General features: G+C 32.4%; 15 protein-coding genes. 13 read left to right on the top strand and 2 right to left on the bottom strand.

Annotation, left to right across the window (positions count from 1 at the left end):
- Positions 1–41 precede the first annotated feature (41 nt).
- Complete coding sequence (locus tag D6T69_RS11240) at positions 42–824, top strand: hypothetical protein (protein WP_125067823.1); 783 nt, start codon at positions 42–44, stop codon at positions 822–824.
- 71 nt (positions 825–895) lie between these two features.
- Here the strand turns inward: D6T69_RS11240 and D6T69_RS11235 are convergent, their stop codons facing one another.
- A complete protein-coding gene (locus tag D6T69_RS11235; protein ID WP_125067822.1) occupies positions 896–1486 on the bottom strand; it encodes an adenylosuccinate lyase in 591 nt (196 codons plus the stop codon).
- 45 nt (positions 1487–1531) lie between these two features.
- On the opposite strand from D6T69_RS11235, the gene D6T69_RS11230 reads away from it, so the two are divergent.
- The 4 genes from D6T69_RS11230 to D6T69_RS11215 all read left to right on the top strand — a co-directional run bounded on the left by D6T69_RS11230 (position 1532) and on the right by D6T69_RS11215 (position 5441).
- Positions 1532–2239 (top strand): toxin-antitoxin system YwqK family antitoxin, encoded by a 708-nt coding sequence (locus D6T69_RS11230; protein WP_125067821.1) that lies wholly within the window; start codon positions 1532–1534, stop codon positions 2237–2239.
- A gap of 152 nt (positions 2240–2391) precedes the next feature.
- Positions 2392–3579, top strand: coding sequence for a tRNA 2-thiouridine(34) synthase MnmA (gene mnmA / locus D6T69_RS11225; RefSeq protein ID WP_125067820.1), 1188 nt, complete (start codon positions 2392–2394; stop codon positions 3577–3579).
- A 20-nt stretch (positions 3580–3599) separates the two neighbouring features.
- The gene (locus D6T69_RS11220; protein WP_125067819.1) at positions 3600–4409 is read left to right on the top strand and encodes a toxin-antitoxin system YwqK family antitoxin; all 810 of its coding nucleotides are present in this window, start codon (positions 3600–3602) and stop codon (positions 4407–4409) included.
- Positions 4410–4502: 93 nt separating this feature from the next.
- Positions 4503–5441, top strand: coding sequence for an NAD(P)H-dependent flavin oxidoreductase (locus D6T69_RS11215; protein ID WP_125067818.1), 939 nt, complete (start codon positions 4503–4505; stop codon positions 5439–5441).
- A gap of 430 nt (positions 5442–5871) precedes the next feature.
- Here the strand turns inward: D6T69_RS11215 and D6T69_RS11210 are convergent, their stop codons facing one another.
- Positions 5872–7437 carry a hypothetical protein gene (locus D6T69_RS11210; protein WP_125067817.1) on the bottom strand — a complete coding sequence of 522 codons (1566 nt, stop codon included), beginning with the start codon at positions 7435–7437 and terminating at the stop codon, positions 5872–5874.
- Between the two features lie 132 nt (positions 7438–7569).
- On the opposite strand from D6T69_RS11210, the gene D6T69_RS11205 reads away from it, so the two are divergent.
- From D6T69_RS11205 to D6T69_RS11170, 8 genes are all read left to right on the top strand, one after another.
- Entirely contained in the window at positions 7570–8745 is a 1176-nt protein-coding gene (locus D6T69_RS11205) for a 2-isopropylmalate synthase (RefSeq protein ID WP_125067816.1), read from the top strand.
- Positions 8745–10127: a 3-isopropylmalate dehydratase large subunit gene (gene leuC / locus D6T69_RS11200; RefSeq protein ID WP_047789077.1), complete on the top strand. Its 1383-nt coding sequence runs from the start codon at positions 8745–8747 to the stop codon at positions 10125–10127. Before D6T69_RS11205 ends, leuC begins: the two co-directional genes overlap by 1 nt.
- Positions 10127–10708 (top strand): 3-isopropylmalate dehydratase small subunit, encoded by a 582-nt coding sequence (gene leuD, locus D6T69_RS11195; RefSeq protein WP_125067815.1) that lies wholly within the window; start codon positions 10127–10129, stop codon positions 10706–10708. The genes leuC and leuD overlap by 1 nt, the downstream gene beginning before the upstream one ends.
- A gap of 11 nt (positions 10709–10719) precedes the next feature.
- Entirely contained in the window at positions 10720–11835 is a 1116-nt protein-coding gene (gene leuB, locus D6T69_RS11190; RefSeq protein WP_125067814.1) for a 3-isopropylmalate dehydrogenase, read from the top strand.
- A 241-nt stretch (positions 11836–12076) separates the two neighbouring features.
- A complete protein-coding gene (locus D6T69_RS11185; RefSeq protein ID WP_125067813.1) occupies positions 12077–12949 on the top strand; it encodes a M57 family metalloprotease in 873 nt (290 codons plus the stop codon).
- Between the two features lie 169 nt (positions 12950–13118).
- Positions 13119–13859 carry a hypothetical protein gene (locus tag D6T69_RS11180; protein ID WP_125067812.1) on the top strand — a complete coding sequence of 247 codons (741 nt, stop codon included), beginning with the start codon at positions 13119–13121 and terminating at the stop codon, positions 13857–13859.
- Between the two features lie 71 nt (positions 13860–13930).
- Positions 13931–14983, top strand: coding sequence for a sensor histidine kinase (locus D6T69_RS11175; protein WP_125067811.1), 1053 nt, complete (start codon positions 13931–13933; stop codon positions 14981–14983).
- A gap of 2 nt (positions 14984–14985) precedes the next feature.
- Entirely contained in the window at positions 14986–15768 is a 783-nt protein-coding gene (locus tag D6T69_RS11170) for a LytR/AlgR family response regulator transcription factor (protein ID WP_125067810.1), read from the top strand.
- Positions 15769–15880 lie beyond the last annotated feature (112 nt).

The raw sequence follows: 15880 nt of genomic DNA, 5'->3' as shown, positions 1-15880 counted from the left end.
AATCCTTAGCAGATGCTAAGGATTTCAAAAAATAAGAAAAAATGAAAAAACAAAATTTTTTATGGATGGCTGTGATGTGTTTTACACTATTTTTTAGCTGTCAAAGTGAAGATGTAATTGAAAATGAATCAACAAACAAAGAAGAAGTACAATTAGCAAAACAAGGTACAGTAACTATTAATCATACGTATGATTATTACGGAAAACAATTTAAGGTATCTTATGTATATAATGAAGAAAGTGGAGAAGTATTGAAAACAGATGGAGATGTAGATCTTGCTCAAGAGATTTTTGGAGATGAAGAAAGAGCTCCAAAATCATTATTCTTTGATAATCAAAAAGAAGGAAGTACTGATATTCAAGTTAAAGTTTTTGATAATGGAGAAGACTTACAAGAATACGCTTCAAAAGTAGCAGAAGAGTTTCCAGGAGATCAAGTAGCGACAGAAGGTAGGTCTTCTAAGTGTGATAGTTATGATATATATGGTACAGGAGATTTTTACTTTTATAAACATGCTTACTATAATACTTACATGAGCGGAATGAGTAGAATGAACCGTTATTATTATAGAGATCATTGGGTAGGAAGTGGTTATAATGATCAATTATCTTCTTTAATTGTAAAAAAGCCATGGAATAGAAGAGCTTTGGTGTACTTATATCAACATTCTTGTTATGGAGGAAAAGTTATAGGATTTTATCAATCAACAGGTCCTTCAGGTTTTGGAATAGCTAACCTTAAATGGTACACTATGTCAGGTTGGTGGTTCTGGAGAAAATCTTGGAACGATCAGGTTTCATCTACTAAAGGATGGGCATGGTAATAAAATAAACTATAACTGTTTAGTTGCTTGTAAAATAATAAAGAACCTTAGAAGATTTTTCTTCTGAGGTTTTATAATTGTTTTTGGTTTTTATGTTTCTCAATCAACTCCAATATTTTCTTCCCTCTAGCTTTACAACCTTTACTTTCATGAATCACTTTAGTGCGAATTAGATGTTCTAACTCAGGATGAACCCAGTCTTTCTGTAAACCAAATAAATACAAAGTATTCATAGTATAGGCTTTCACTGCTATTTTTTGGTCGGTAATTAACCAATCGAATCCAGTTTCTATAATTAAGTCGATATCAGTTTTCGTTAATTGTTCTTTTATGTTATTTGCTGCTTTTGAAGCAAAAGCAATCGCTAAATGTTCACAAATTTTAGCACAAGGTCTTATAGCGCTATCAAAGTGCACTTTCGATATGTTTTTTGTAAAAACAGTTAAATAAGGAAGAATATATTCAATTCCATTATGTGTACAAATCCATTCTAGTATCCAAGCAGCCTTAATAGATAGTTTATTATCAACATCAAAAGTAATATTAACTAAATATTTTATCAATTCAGGTTGCGCTAATACAATATTTGCAGCATTATTTCTGTTTACTCTAGCAGGATTATCAACATTTTCTAACACAGAAATTAAAAAATCAACACTCATATTGGTATGGTTTATGTAAATTTGAAATGTAAAAGAAATTACAGCATGATAAATATAAAAAGGATATTTTCAACAGCACTTTTGTTATCGGTATTTTTTATAACAGCTACTCAAGCACAAAAAATAAACCAATTTGATGCTAATGGAAACAGACATGGAGTTTGGAAAAAGTATTATGACGATAATAAAAACAAAATAAGATATTCAGGCGAATTTAAAAATGGAAAAGAGGTAGGGATATTTAACTTTTACGATCCTAACTCTTATGGAGTACCATCTATGACTAAAGAATTTTCAGCAAAATCAGATAGTGCCTTTGTACAGTTTTTTACACCGAAAGGAAAAGTAAAAACAAAAGGATGGATGATAGGAAAAAAGCGAGTAGGAAAATGGACGTATTATTTTTCTGATGGAAAGCTCTTTTCAGAAGAAGAATATGCTGACGGTAAATTAGATGGAGTCTTAAAAAACTATTATAGAAATGGTAAGTTAACTGAAGAAAGTATTTATAAAGACGGTAAGAAAAATGGACTTTCTAAGATTTTTACTGAAGAAGGAGTGATGATTGAAGAAGTATATTATGTTGATGGAAAATTAGAAGGAGAAGGAAGATATTACGACTTAAAAGGTGATTTAAAAGAAAAAGGAATGTATAAAAATGGTAAAAGAGACGGTAAATGGCAATTTTACATGGATGGTGAAGTGGTTTCTGACAAGAGAAAAAGAGCTGTACATTCAATACCTAAAAATTAAACTCTAGATATAGAGAATTTAAATAAAATTCTAAGAGAAGGTGAGAAGCTAAGACATGTCACTGTCCATCAATTTTTACAATGGAGTCATCAATTATTTCCATAATAAAAAACGTTTATTATTTCGTAAATTTGCAGCTTCAAAAGTAAAAAATGAAAAGAGTAGTAGTAGGACTTTCAGGAGGTGTAGATAGTAGTGTAACTGCGTATTTACTAAAAGAACAGGGATACGAAGTTATTGGATTGTTCATGAAGAATTGGCACGACGATTCGGTAACCATTTCTAATGAATGTCCGTGGTTGGAAGATAGCAACGACGCCATGATCGTTGCAGAAAAATTAGGAATTCCTTTTCAAACAGTTGATTTAAGCGAACAATACAAAGAGCGTATCGTTGACTATATGTTTAACGAATATGAAAAAGGTCGTACACCTAATCCTGATGTATTATGTAATCGAGAAATTAAGTTTGATGTGTTTATGGATATTGCATTAAGTTTAGGAGCTGATTATGTAGCAACAGGACATTACTGTAGAAAAGCAGAAGAAATTATTGATGGAAAACCTGTATACAAGTTATTAGCAGGAAAGGATACCAATAAAGACCAATCATACTTTTTATGTCAATTATCGCAAGAACAATTATCTAAAGCGTTATTTCCTATTGGAGAATTGACAAAACCAGAAGTTCGCGAAATAGCTAAAGAAGCAGATTTAATTACAGCTGATAAAAAAGACAGTCAAGGCTTGTGTTTTATAGGAAAAGTAAGGCTTCCAGATTTCTTACAACAAAAACTACAACCGAAAGAAGGAGATATTGTCCGAATTCCAGATGAATTTGAGCAGTACAATCGTTTAGTTCCAGAATTTGAGAATAAGGAAGCGGAATTAGCATATTTTTCAACAAAGTTCTCTTATAACAAAGAGGATGGAAAAGTAGTAGGAAAACATCAAGGAGCGCATTATTTCACCAAAGGACAACGTAAAGGGTTAGCAGTTGGAGGAACCAAAGAGCCATTGTTTGTGATTGAAACTGATGTAGATACTAACATTATTTATACAGGAGAAGGAAAAAATCACCAAGGATTGTATAGAAGTGTATTATTTGTATCAAATGAAGAGCTACACTGGGTGCGTGAAGATTTAGTTATACAAACTGGTGAATCTATGGAGGTAGAAGCACGTATTCGTTACCGACAACCATTAGAAAAAGCTATGTTGTATAAAGTAGACAAAGGAATTTATGTAGAGTTTGAAAATCCACAATCAGCTATTCAAGAAGGGCAGTTTGTTGCTTGGTATAAAAACGAAGAGTTATTAGGCTCTGGTGTTATTTCGTAGAAAAAGAAAAATAATAAATTATGAAAAAAATATTGCTATTGTTTGTAGTATTCATTTGTGCTAATGGATACTCACAAAAAGACTCTATTTCTAATTATTTAGATAGAAAGTTTAAAATAACGTCAAATAAAAACGATGCTAAATATATTGAAACTAGCGTTAAAAAAGGCTCACTTTGGGAAATATCAATTTACTACAGAGACGGTAAAATTTTTAAGAAAGGATTCTCAAATAATAATAGAGGTAATAGTTATATAGGAAAACATCTTGTATTCCATCGAAACGGAAAACTTTCAAAGAAATCTTTTTTTAATTCTGAAGGAGAGTTAGAAGGTAAAGTACTTGCTTTATTTGATAATGGAAACAGAAATTATACAGGTTTCCATAAAAACGGAGTTCCATCAGGTTTATGGAAATACTATCATTACAACGGTAACCTAGCAGCAAAATTTTATTACGATATAAATGGAGATATAGAAAGGTATATACTCTTCAATGAAAAAGGAGAGGAGTTTAAGGATGAAATTTATACAAAGTTTATAAAGCCTACTTTTAAAAATGGAGAAGAAGAATTTAGTTCGAAAATGAATTATTTAATAGATAATGTAAGCTATGCTATTAATACTGCAATTGATGTGGATTTTATTATTGATGTTGATGGAAGTATTAGAGATGTATGGGTAGCTAATACAATTCCAAATAAATTAAGGAATGAAATAGCTGACTTTTTTGAATCTATAAAAGGATGGAAGCCAGCAGTAGAAATGAATAGAAAAATACCATATAAATATAGCATTATGCTAAATTTTAAAACTAGAGTAATAGATTAATACATTATTTTGAATAATAAAACGAAAAAAATACAACCTCGATTTTTTCGAGGTTTTTTTGTGCTTCCTAGCTAATGATTGTACATTTACGCTATGCAAAACAGAATTACCAAACTATTTAATATACAATATCCAATCGTTCAAGGAGGAATGATTTGGGTTTCAGGATGGAAGCTAGCTTCTGCAGTGTCAAATGCAGGTGGATTAGGATTAATTGGAGCAGGATCTATGTATCCAGAAGTACTTCGTGAACACATTCAAAAATGTAAAAAAGCAACAGACAAACCTTTTGGTGTAAATGTACCAATGTTATATCCCGATATAGAAAAAATCATGGAGATTATCGTTGAGGAAGGGGTGAAAATCGTGTTTACTTCCGCAGGCAACCCAAAAACATGGACCTCTTTTTTAAAGGAAAAAGGAATTACAGTAGTTCATGTGGTAAGTTCAGTAAAGTTTGCTTTAAAAGCAGAAGCTGCTGGAGTAGATGCTGTGGTATGTGAAGGATTTGAAGCTGGAGGTCATAACGGACGCGAAGAAACGACTACGTTTACGTTAATTCCTATGGTTAAAGAACAAGTGAAGATCCCGGTAATTGCAGCAGGAGGAATAGGCTCTGGTAGAGGAATGTTAGCAGCAATGGTGTTGGGAGCAGACGGAGTGCAAATAGGAAGTCGTTTTGCAGCTACGGTAGAATCTTCTGCACATGATAATTTCAAGAAAACTATTGTAGATGTAAAAGACGGTGGCACACATTTAACTTTAAAAGAGTTAGCGCCTGTTCGTTTGGTAAAAAACAAGTTTTATCAAGAAATACAAGAGTTATATCAGCAAGGACCATCAGTAGAACAATTAAAAGAATTGTTAGGGCGTGCGAGAGCCAAAAGAGGTATGTTTGAAGGAAACTTGGACGATGGAGAACTAGAAATAGGTCAAGTAGCAGGGCTTATCCATGAAATTAAACCAGCAAAAGAAGTGTTAGAAGCAATTGTAGAAGAATATCAGCAAGTAAAAAAAGAGCAGTTGTTTTAATCGCAGGGCGATTGCCAAAAAAATAGAAACGTCGTTTCGACGAGGTAGGAGGAGGAATCTTATAAAGATGAGTTATAAACATGCTCTTATCGTACTAACGAGTGAAAATTAAGGTAAAACAAAATAGTAATGCTTAAACAATTAATCAGTATTCTGTTTTTAATTATAGGTATTTACCAGCTATTTAAATTAGTTAACTTAATTGAAAGCAATAAGGAGTCTTTTAAGATATATATAGGTTATAGTAAAAATAAGTTATCCTATCCAAAAGGTTCAGAGATGTTCTTCAAGTTATTTTTTAGATACTTTTTACTTTTTTTAATTAGCATGTTTATATTTGGTCAACTTGTTTAGCTTTCCTAAAGGAGACGTGAATTAGTAATTAGATTTTTTTAATCAGTACTTTACAAGAATAAATCTAATACTATTTTCAACACTTTTGAGAACTAACAAATTTCTCTTTAATAATTTGAGCAACAGGTTTATTTTCAATCTTACTTTCAAGCCAGGAAAGGATGTCTAAATATAAAAAAGCTCTTTTTTCATAAGGATGATTCTCATAAACCTTAAGGCGACTGTGTACTTTTTTTAATTCCTTTTTTATTTGGTGAGGATATACATCTCCCAATGCTTTTATAGAAGAAATAAACTCTTTTTGGACTTCTTGTAGATTTTCCATTTTAAGTAAAAAGCGATAGGTATCTTTAAACTGTCGCTCCAAATCATAATCCAAGCCACACTCGTAATGAGCAATTAAAGAAAGCACTCTCGCAAAGCACTGTAAGTCGTTAGCTACCTGAATATTTTTAGGTTTAATTATCTTATTTAAATATAAAATACACTCTTTGTTTTTTCCCATTCCAAAGTACAAACAAGCAATTTTATAGTAAAATACTACGATATGATGATTGTCAAGACGATCCTTATAACTATTAATCTTATCATTAATAATAGCTACTAAATATTCACCCTCAGAAAAACTACCTTCTAAGAAATGTAAATGCAATTTGTTAGCATAATAATATAGAAAAGTTAAGATTTCAGTATTGCTATTTTGCGGAATACTTTTTTCTTCAATTTCCTTTTCAAAAACAGAAAGCTCTTCTTTAAACTTATCATAATGCTTTATAAAAAATAAGCTCTCTAATAAGTAGTTCTTTCCTTTTAAATAAAAAACAGGATGCAAAGAAATATTCTTAGTATCATGCTTAAATAAATCTACCCATTTATTAGCATACTTATAACTCTGTAAAAAATCCTGCGTTAAAAAGCTGTGCCACAAATGTGCTTTGTATAACCATAACTTTTCTCTAAAACCCAAGTCTTCATACGTATATTCAGGAAGCTTAGAGTAAAAGTAAGTATTCACTCGCTGCAGCTCCTCATCGTTTTTTACGTAGCCATTTTTCAGTAACGTACCATACAATTGTAATGACAAGTTAGATAGTTTACTGGCGATAACATTTTGCATGCTAAGCTCTTTTGCCTGAACAGTTAATTCGTCAGAACGTGTATCAATACTTCGGGTTATATACTGACTTTCAATAACCTTTTCAAGCTCAACAATTTCATAGGCAATATTCTTCTCTTCATTCTCAATCGCCATATTTTTTGCTTTGTCAAGCAGCTTTAAACTCTGTTTGTATAGCCCTTTCTGATATAAAACAGTAGCAAAATCTAACTGCTCACGTATTTGAATTCTAATGTTTTTATGAGAAGGGTTCATACGAAGACTAATAAGTATTTGCTTGTATAAATGTGCTTTTAAGTTAGATAACTGCTGTTTACTCACCACACCGCTATCAATAATAGCCTTTTCGTTATAACTCTTTTGTTTTTCAAGTAATTTAAAAAGTGCAAAAAATTTCGCATCTACATTCCCCCCTAAACGACCAACATATAAATTAAACTGACGTTTTTCTGACTTCGATAAAGACTTTATCAAAACAAACAAAGCATCATTTTGTTGGTTGGAGAATGTAATTGGTTTGCGCATAACTTTTTGTTTTTCAGTATTTTGTTTTTGTTTTTTGTTGTTTTGATATCGTAACTAACCCATTAAAAAAGAGCTTGCTAGAAAAGCCAATATATACATTTGGTTTTTATTTTGATAATCATAGTTAGATTTATGCAAAGCGATAAAATTCAAATTTTCGATACCACATTACGAGACGGAGAGCAAGTCCCAGGATGTAAATTAGATACCCAACAAAAACTAATTATTGCAGAAAGACTCGATTTTTTAGGAGTTGATGTAATAGAAGCAGGATTCCCTGTATCCAGTCCAGGAGATTTTACATCAGTACAAGAAATAGCCAAATTAGTAAAAAACGCTGCTGTTTGCGGATTAACAAGAGCTGTTAAAAAAGATATTGAAGTAGCAGCAGATGCTTTAAGATTAGCTAGCAAACCTAGAATTCATACAGGTATTGGTACTAGTGATTCACATATTCAGCATAAATTCAATGCATCGAAAGAAGAAGTAATTAGACGAGCAAAAGATGCTGTTTCGTATGCTAAAAACTTTGTAGACGATGTAGAATTTTATGCAGAAGATGCAGGTAGAACCGATAATGCTTTTTTAGCCAAAGTTTGTGAGGAAGTTATAAAATCAGGAGCAACAGTGTTGAACATTCCTGATACTACAGGATATTGTTTACCTGAAGAATATGGAACGAAAATCAAGTATTTAAAAGACAATGTAAAAGGCATTGAAAATGTAATTATTTCATGTCATTGCCATAACGATTTAGGATTGGCTACTGCAAATTCTATTGCAGGAGCTATCAATGGCGCACGTCAGATAGAATGCACGGTTAACGGAATAGGAGAACGAGCAGGAAATACAGCACTAGAAGAAGTGGTGATGATTTTAAAGCAGCATCCGTATTTAAATCTTCAAACAGATATCAATACCAAATTACTGTACGATACAAGCATGATGGTTCGTGAACGTATGGGAATGCCTGTACAACCTAACAAAGCCATTGTAGGAGCAAATGCCTTTGCACATAGCTCAGGAATTCATCAAGATGGAGTAATCAAGAACCGTGAAACCTATGAAATTATCAATCCAGCAGATGTAGGAGTCACAGAAAGCGCTATTGTATTAACCGCAAGAAGCGGAAGAGCAGCCTTAGCATACCGAGCAAAAAAGATAGGATATGAGCTAACCAAAATTCAGTTAGATACAGCTTATAAAACGTTTTTACAGTTTGCTGACAGGCAAAAAGAAGTAATCGATGAAGACATTCATCAGATTATGAAACAAGTAAATAAAATTTCAAAAATAGCCATAGCTTAATGGGAAAGACATTATTTGATAAAGTATGGGATGCGCATGTGGTAGATACTGTTAAAGATGGGCCACAGATTTTATATATAGACAAACACTTAATTCATGAAGTAACGAGTCCGCAAGCATTTAACGAGTTAAAAGAACGTAAGATTCCAATTGCACGACCAGACAAAACAGTAGCAACAGCCGATCATAATACGCCAACCGTAAATCAACATTTACCAATAAAAGACGAACTGTCAAGGCATCAACTAGAGCAGTTAACACAAAACTGTAAAGAAAACGACATAACCTTGTATGGGCTTGGACATAGATACAACGGAATTGTACACGTTATGGCTCCCGAATTAGGGATAACACAACCGGGAATGACCATGGTTTGTGGAGATAGCCATACCTCAACACACGGTGCTTTTGGTACCATTGCTTTTGGTATTGGAACAAGCCAAGTAGCTCAAGTATTTGCAAGTCAATGTTTGTTATTAGAAAAGCCAAAAAGTTTGCGTGTAAATGTAAACGGTAAGCTTAAAAAAGGAGTGCTACCTAAAGATGTAATCTTGTATATCATAGCACAATTAGGAACAAATTCAGGTACAGGATACTTCTGCGAATATGGAGGAAATGTGTTTGAAGAAATGTCTATGGAAGGACGTATGACTGTGTGTAATATGAGTATTGAAATGGGAGCAAGAGGTGGTATGATTGCTCCAGATGAAACTACTTTTGAGTATGTAAAAGGACGTGAGTTTGCACCAAAAGGAGAAGAGTTTGATAAAAAAGTAGCCTATTGGAAAACATTAAAAACAGATACAAACGCAGTATTTGATAAAGAGTATTCGTTTAATGCGGAAGACATAGAACCAATGCTCACTTACGGAACTAACCCTGGAATGGGTATAAAAATTTCAGAGAACATTCCCCAATTTGATGATGCTTCCTTTGAAAAGTCATTACAGTATATGAACTTTAAAAAAGGAACATCATTAATAAATACGCCCGTTAACTATGTATTTATAGGAAGTTGCACAAATTCAAGAATAGAAGATTTTAGAGTTGCAGCAGACTATATAAAAGGAAAGCAAAAAGCAGCGAATGTAAATGCGTGGTTAGTACCAGGTTCACAACAAGTGGCAAAACAAATAAAGCGAGAAGGTTTGCAAGAAGTTTTTGAAGCAGCAGGATTTCAATTACGACAACCTGGATGTTCAGCGTGTTTAGCTATGAATGACGATAAAATACCAGAAGGAGAATACTGTGTATCAACTTCAAACAGAAACTTTGAAGGACGTCAGGGACAAGGAGCAAGAACCATTTTAGCAAGTCCGTTAATGGCTGCAGCAACAGCAGTAGAAGGAAAAATTACTGACTTTACAAAACAATTAAACTAATGGAGAAATTTGTTAAACTAATAGATACCGCTGTACCACTATCAACCGAGAATATAGATACCGATCAAATTATACCCGCACGATTTTTAAAATCAACCAATAAAGAAGGGTTCGGAGATAATGTGTTTAGAGATTGGCGTTACAAAAAGAATGGAAGTATAAATGAAGACTTTGTGTTAAATAACCCAAATTATGCAGGAAGTATCTTAATAGCAGGAGATAATTTTGGTTGTGGTTCAAGTAGAGAACATGCTGCATGGGCATTAGCGGGTTACGGATTTAAAGTAGTAATTAGTAGTTTTTTTGCGGATATATTTAAAGGAAATGCACTTAACAATGGAATATTACCAGTACAGGTACCCAAAGAATATTTAGCAAAACTGTTAAAAAAAGTAACTGAATTACCAGATACAACCATTATAGTAGATTTAGAAAATCAAGTACTAAAAACACCTATAGGTAATGTAGATTTTGAAATAAATTCATACAAAAAGCTATGTATGATAAATGGTTACGACGATATAGATTTTTTAATTAGTAAAAAAGATACAATAACAGCTTTTGAAGCAACAATGAAATAAAAAGTAAAAAGATGAAGTACAATATAACGGTAATACCAGGAGATGGAATAGGACCAGAAGTAACAGAACAGGCAAAAAAAGTGCTTAGAGCTGTTGGTAATGTGTTTGATCACACATTCTTATTTACAGAAACATTAATGGGAGCTTGTGCTATTGATAAAACAGGAAACCCGTTGCCAGATGAAACTATTGAGCTGTGTAAAAAGAGTGATGCTATTTTATTTGGTGCTATTGGAGATCCAAAATACGATAATGATCCTACAGCAAAAGTACGTCCAGAACAAGGGTTGTTACGCTTACGAAAAGAGTTAGGGTTGTTTTGTAATGTACGTCCAGTAAAAGCATATGACACGTTACTTCATAATTCACCATTAAAGAAAGATAGAATTGAAGGAACCGATATTACTATTTATAGAGAATTGACTGGAGGAATCTATTTTGGAATTAAAGAATTAAGTGACGACGGAAAACATGCTTTTGACGGTTGTTCATACACCGTAGAAGAAATTGAACGAATGGCGCATTTAGCCTTTCAAGCAGCTCAAAAAAGACGTAAAAAACTAACATTGGTAGATAAAGCTAATGTATTAGAAACGTCAAGGTTATGGCGTAAAGCAGTAACAGCATTGGCAAAGCAATATCCAGATGTTGAAGTTGACTTTTTATTTGTAGATAATGCTGCAATGCAATTAATTTTAAATCCAAAACAGTTTGATGTAATTCTAACAGAAAACCTTTTCGGAGATATACTTTCAGATGAAGCAAGTGTTATAGGAGGTTCTATAGGTTTGTTAGCATCAGCTTCAGTAGGAAAAGAAAATGCACTATTTGAGCCTATTCATGGATCTTTCCCACAAGCAAAAGGAAAAGATATTGCGAATCCATTAGCATCTATTTTATCAGCAGCAATGCTATTAGAACATTTAGGTTTAATGCAAGAAGCTAAAGTAGTAGAAGTAGCTGTTCAAAAATCATTAGAATTAGGAATTACTACAGAAGATATCAATTCAGAAAATCCATTTTCTACTAGTAAAGTAGGAGATTTTATAGCAGATTATATCTATAATCAAGAAGATAGTGATATGAACTTCCAAAATATACACATGGGGCAAAGCACTATTATATAAGTTATAAATACTATATATTAACTGTAAACTTCCTTTAACTATTCCTGTTAAAGGAAGTTTTGTTTTTAAGTAACTGATAGCGTGTTTGTTAATTGTTTAAAAAATCACTTCTTTGTTTGATATTTAATATTTTATGATTTTTCTGTTTAAATATTCTTTTTTTTAACACTTTTTGCGGTTTTATTTTAAAAATATGAATCTAAAGTGTAGATTTACAGCGAATTAAAAAACCCTTCATATTATGAAAAAAACAAAGTTAGCCCTAATTATGGGCTTGTCTGTAGGTGTGTTCTTCACCTCATGTTCAAGTGAAAACGAACAAATTAAAGAGCCGGATGCTATACTACAATATAGTGATAACCCAGGACTCAAACCTGTACCTCAAGAGGTTGTTGATGCTGCAGCCAAATTAGAGTTAAATGTAGACCATATTCGTTATGACAATTTTTACTTTCCTGATGGAACTTCAGAAGTACGCTTATTTTTAGAAGAAGACGTAGTGATGACGGAGCAAGAGTTATTCACTTTGGCAGATGCTAAAGATGAGAATCAATCTGGTCGTCAATACTCAACTAATAGTTTGGTATCTCAAGGTAGAAACATTTCTATCATAGGATATACAGGTGGTGGTGGATACGGTCTTTCTAGTAAAGAGCAAACAGCATTACAATGGGCGGTTGCCAATTATAACCGTTTAAGTGGTGTTTCTATTAGTTTTACATTAACTTTTGGTACAGATTATTCTGATAAAGATATGGTAGTATACCGTAACCCAAATCAATCTGGATCAGGTGGAAGCGCAGGTTTTCCAAGTGGAGGTTTACCTTACAAGTGGGTGCAAATCTACGGATTATCAGGGTACACAACGAATGTAAACGAGCATGTAATTACACATGAAATAGGACATTCAGTTGGATTTAGACATACTGATTGGTTTAGTCGTCAAAGTTGTGGGCAAAATACTAACGAAGGAACTGCTGGTGTAGGAGCTAACCATGTGTCTGGTACACCAACAGGATATGATCCAACTTCAGTTATGTTAGCGTGCTTTAGCTCTAACGAAGACGGAGAGTTTAATGGTAATGATATTACAGCACTACAAAACATGTACTAAGAATTAACTAACCTTAATACATATTGTAAACCACCGATTAAAGTCGGTGGTTTTTTATTACATATATTCCTTAGTTCATCATTTATTTTCCTTAGCTTATAAAAAAGACGTTTTAAAAAACGTAGGCCCTTAATACTTTTGAGGTATCTAATTATAAAAACACACCATTATGAACCCAAAAAGAGAACTTATTTTTTTAAGAACATTTGCAGTAAGTATAACAGCACTAATAGGAGTTTTAACTACTGTAGCCTTTAAAAATAAAGGGAATACACAATTTGATACCATTGACGTAAAAAGAATTAATATTATTGAAAATGACGGAACGGTAAAAATGCTTATTACTAACGCAGCAAACTTTCCTAGTAAAGGCGACGAAATTAACGGAAGAGTATATCACGAAAGAAAAAAGAGAGCAGGAATGCTTTTTTACAACGAAGAAGGTATAGAGTGTGGCGGATTTATTTATGATGGCAAAAAAACTGATAAAGGGCATAGTTCAGGATTATCGTTAACGTTTGATCAATATGATGGAGATCAAGTAATGCAACTCATAACTACTGATGCTAAGAAAAATGGAAAAAGATACAAAGCAGGTAGGTTGGTGTTTAATGATAGAGGAGATAACGAAACCCAAGAGATAGCTCAAAAAATAAGTAAAGAATTAAGAGCTATTAATGATCCGGCTGAAAGAAGAGCTAAGTTTAAAGAGTATCAACAAAAAGGAATGATAGGTGGAGTACCAAGAGTAGCTTTGGGACAAACACCAGGAAAACAAAACGGATTGTTTTTATACGACTCTAACGGAAAAACAAGAGCTAAGTTTATTATAGATGAGGAAAATAAAATAAAATTAGAAGCCTATGATGAGAAAGGAAATACAGTAAGTGCTTGGCCAGAAGTTAAATAGAAATACTAGAGTTTGCGGTGAGATTCTTCCAAAGATTTCATCGCAAATTTGATATATTTGTGAGTACTGATATGAAAACAAACACATCCTTTTTTAGAGAAAATGCTACATTTTTAATCTTTCTCTTTACCTTTTGCTTAATATTTATTTTAAAAAATCAATTTGGGAATTCAGATTCTTGGAAGGATTTTATCTTTTATCCTGATGCTCCTTTTTGGTATTTCTTTAAAGCAGTTTTTATTTTTTGGTGGATTAGTTTTATCAAAAAGAGTATTAATAAAAACTCAAAAAAACAAACTTCATTAAGTAGAAGATATGTGCGTTTTTTTGGAATAGGCTTGTTAACATATTTAGTGATAGGAAATAGTTTTGGATTAATTGTTGCGTTCATTTTTGATACCTATTCCAGAAACTTTGGTTCTGTTTATCATATAATATACGTCAATATAAACTCTGTAATTGACTTTATTATTTTTGGTGGATTTTCATTAGCCTACTTGTATTACAAAGAAAATGTAGCGTATCAAAAACAGGTAGCTGCCTATGAAATAAGTAAAGCTAAAAACGAGATCACACAATTAAAAAACCAATTAAACCCTCACTTTCTATTCAATAATTTAAATGTTTTAGATCAGCTTATTGATGAAGACACGGAAAGAGCTTCTTTGTTTTTAAATCGATTTTCAGAGTTATATAGGTATAGTTTACATAGTGCAGATAAGCAATTGGTTTCATTAAAAGAAGAGTTGTTTTTTGCAGAAGGATATTTTAAGCTAATGGAAGAAAAATATCAGGGGTATTATCAACTACACATAGCATCAGCATTGTATACAAAAAACAGTGTAGTACCACCATTTTGTTTGCAAGTTCTTATAGAAAATGCCATTACTCATAATAAAGGAACCTTTGAATCTCCTGTACAAATTACCATTGCAGAGGATAAAGGAATTAAAGTAACGAATAACAAAGCGTTGTATTCTAAAAAAAGAAAAAGTAATGGAGTGGCATTGGCTAACCTATCAAAACAATTTGAGCTGCTTGCTGAAAATACTATTAAGATACGCGAAACTGAAAAAGAGTTTGAAGTTGTTTTACCATTAATACTACCTCATAAACCTGTTTAGAAATGATAAAAGCACTTATAGTTGAAGATGAGTTACCCGCTAGAAAAAAGTTAAAAAAGTATATAGAAAGTTATCATGAACCTATTACTGTGGTAGAAGAGTTTGAAACGGTAGAAGAGGTGCTTCAGTTTTTTGAATCAACCTCTGATATTGACTTGATTTTTTCTGATATAGAGCTACGAGACGGTAATGTTTTTGATGCCTATAAAAAGCTAGCAATTCAAACACCAATTATATTTATAACAGCCTACAATCAGTTTTGGATGGATGCTTTTGAAACCAGTGGAATAGAGTATTTATTAAAACCGTATTCGTTTGAACGGTTTGAAAAAGCGGTAGGCAAGTACTCAAGCTTAAAAAACTCAATGAAGGTTGAAAGCGATCATAATGTTTTACAAAAATTAGATGCTTACTTAGCAAATCAAACAGCTCAAGCTCCTAAAAGCTATCAAGATTTTATCGCTGTTAAATCCTCTCAATATACCTATTTCTTAAAGGTGGATGAGGTAATGTATTTTCAAGCAGATTATGGAATTGTAACTGCATACGATACAAGTAACAAAAAACATGTATTAAATCAATCTTCTTTAAAAGTATTAGAAGAAATGATAAATCCTAACGTGTTTTTTAAAATTAATAGAGGCGAACTACTCAATAGAAACTATATAGAAAAGATAAGTAGGTACAATAAAAATGTTGTGGCTGTCAATCTAAAAAACAGCCAAACAGTTTTAAAAACTAGTCAAAACAAAACAGCAGAGTTTACGAAGTGGTTAGGATTATAAAATAGGTGATTACGGTCATTACGAACAAAAGTGAGGAATCTCATTCAAAAGAGAAAAGCCATTTAATCTGATAGTAATAAAAACAAAGCAGCTTAGATAAACATCCAAACTG

This window comes from Tenacibaculum singaporense (assembly GCF_003867015.1).
GTDB lineage: Bacteria > Bacteroidota > Bacteroidia > Flavobacteriales > Flavobacteriaceae > Polaribacter > Polaribacter singaporensis.
This window is presented reverse-complemented; position numbering and strand designations above follow the sequence as displayed.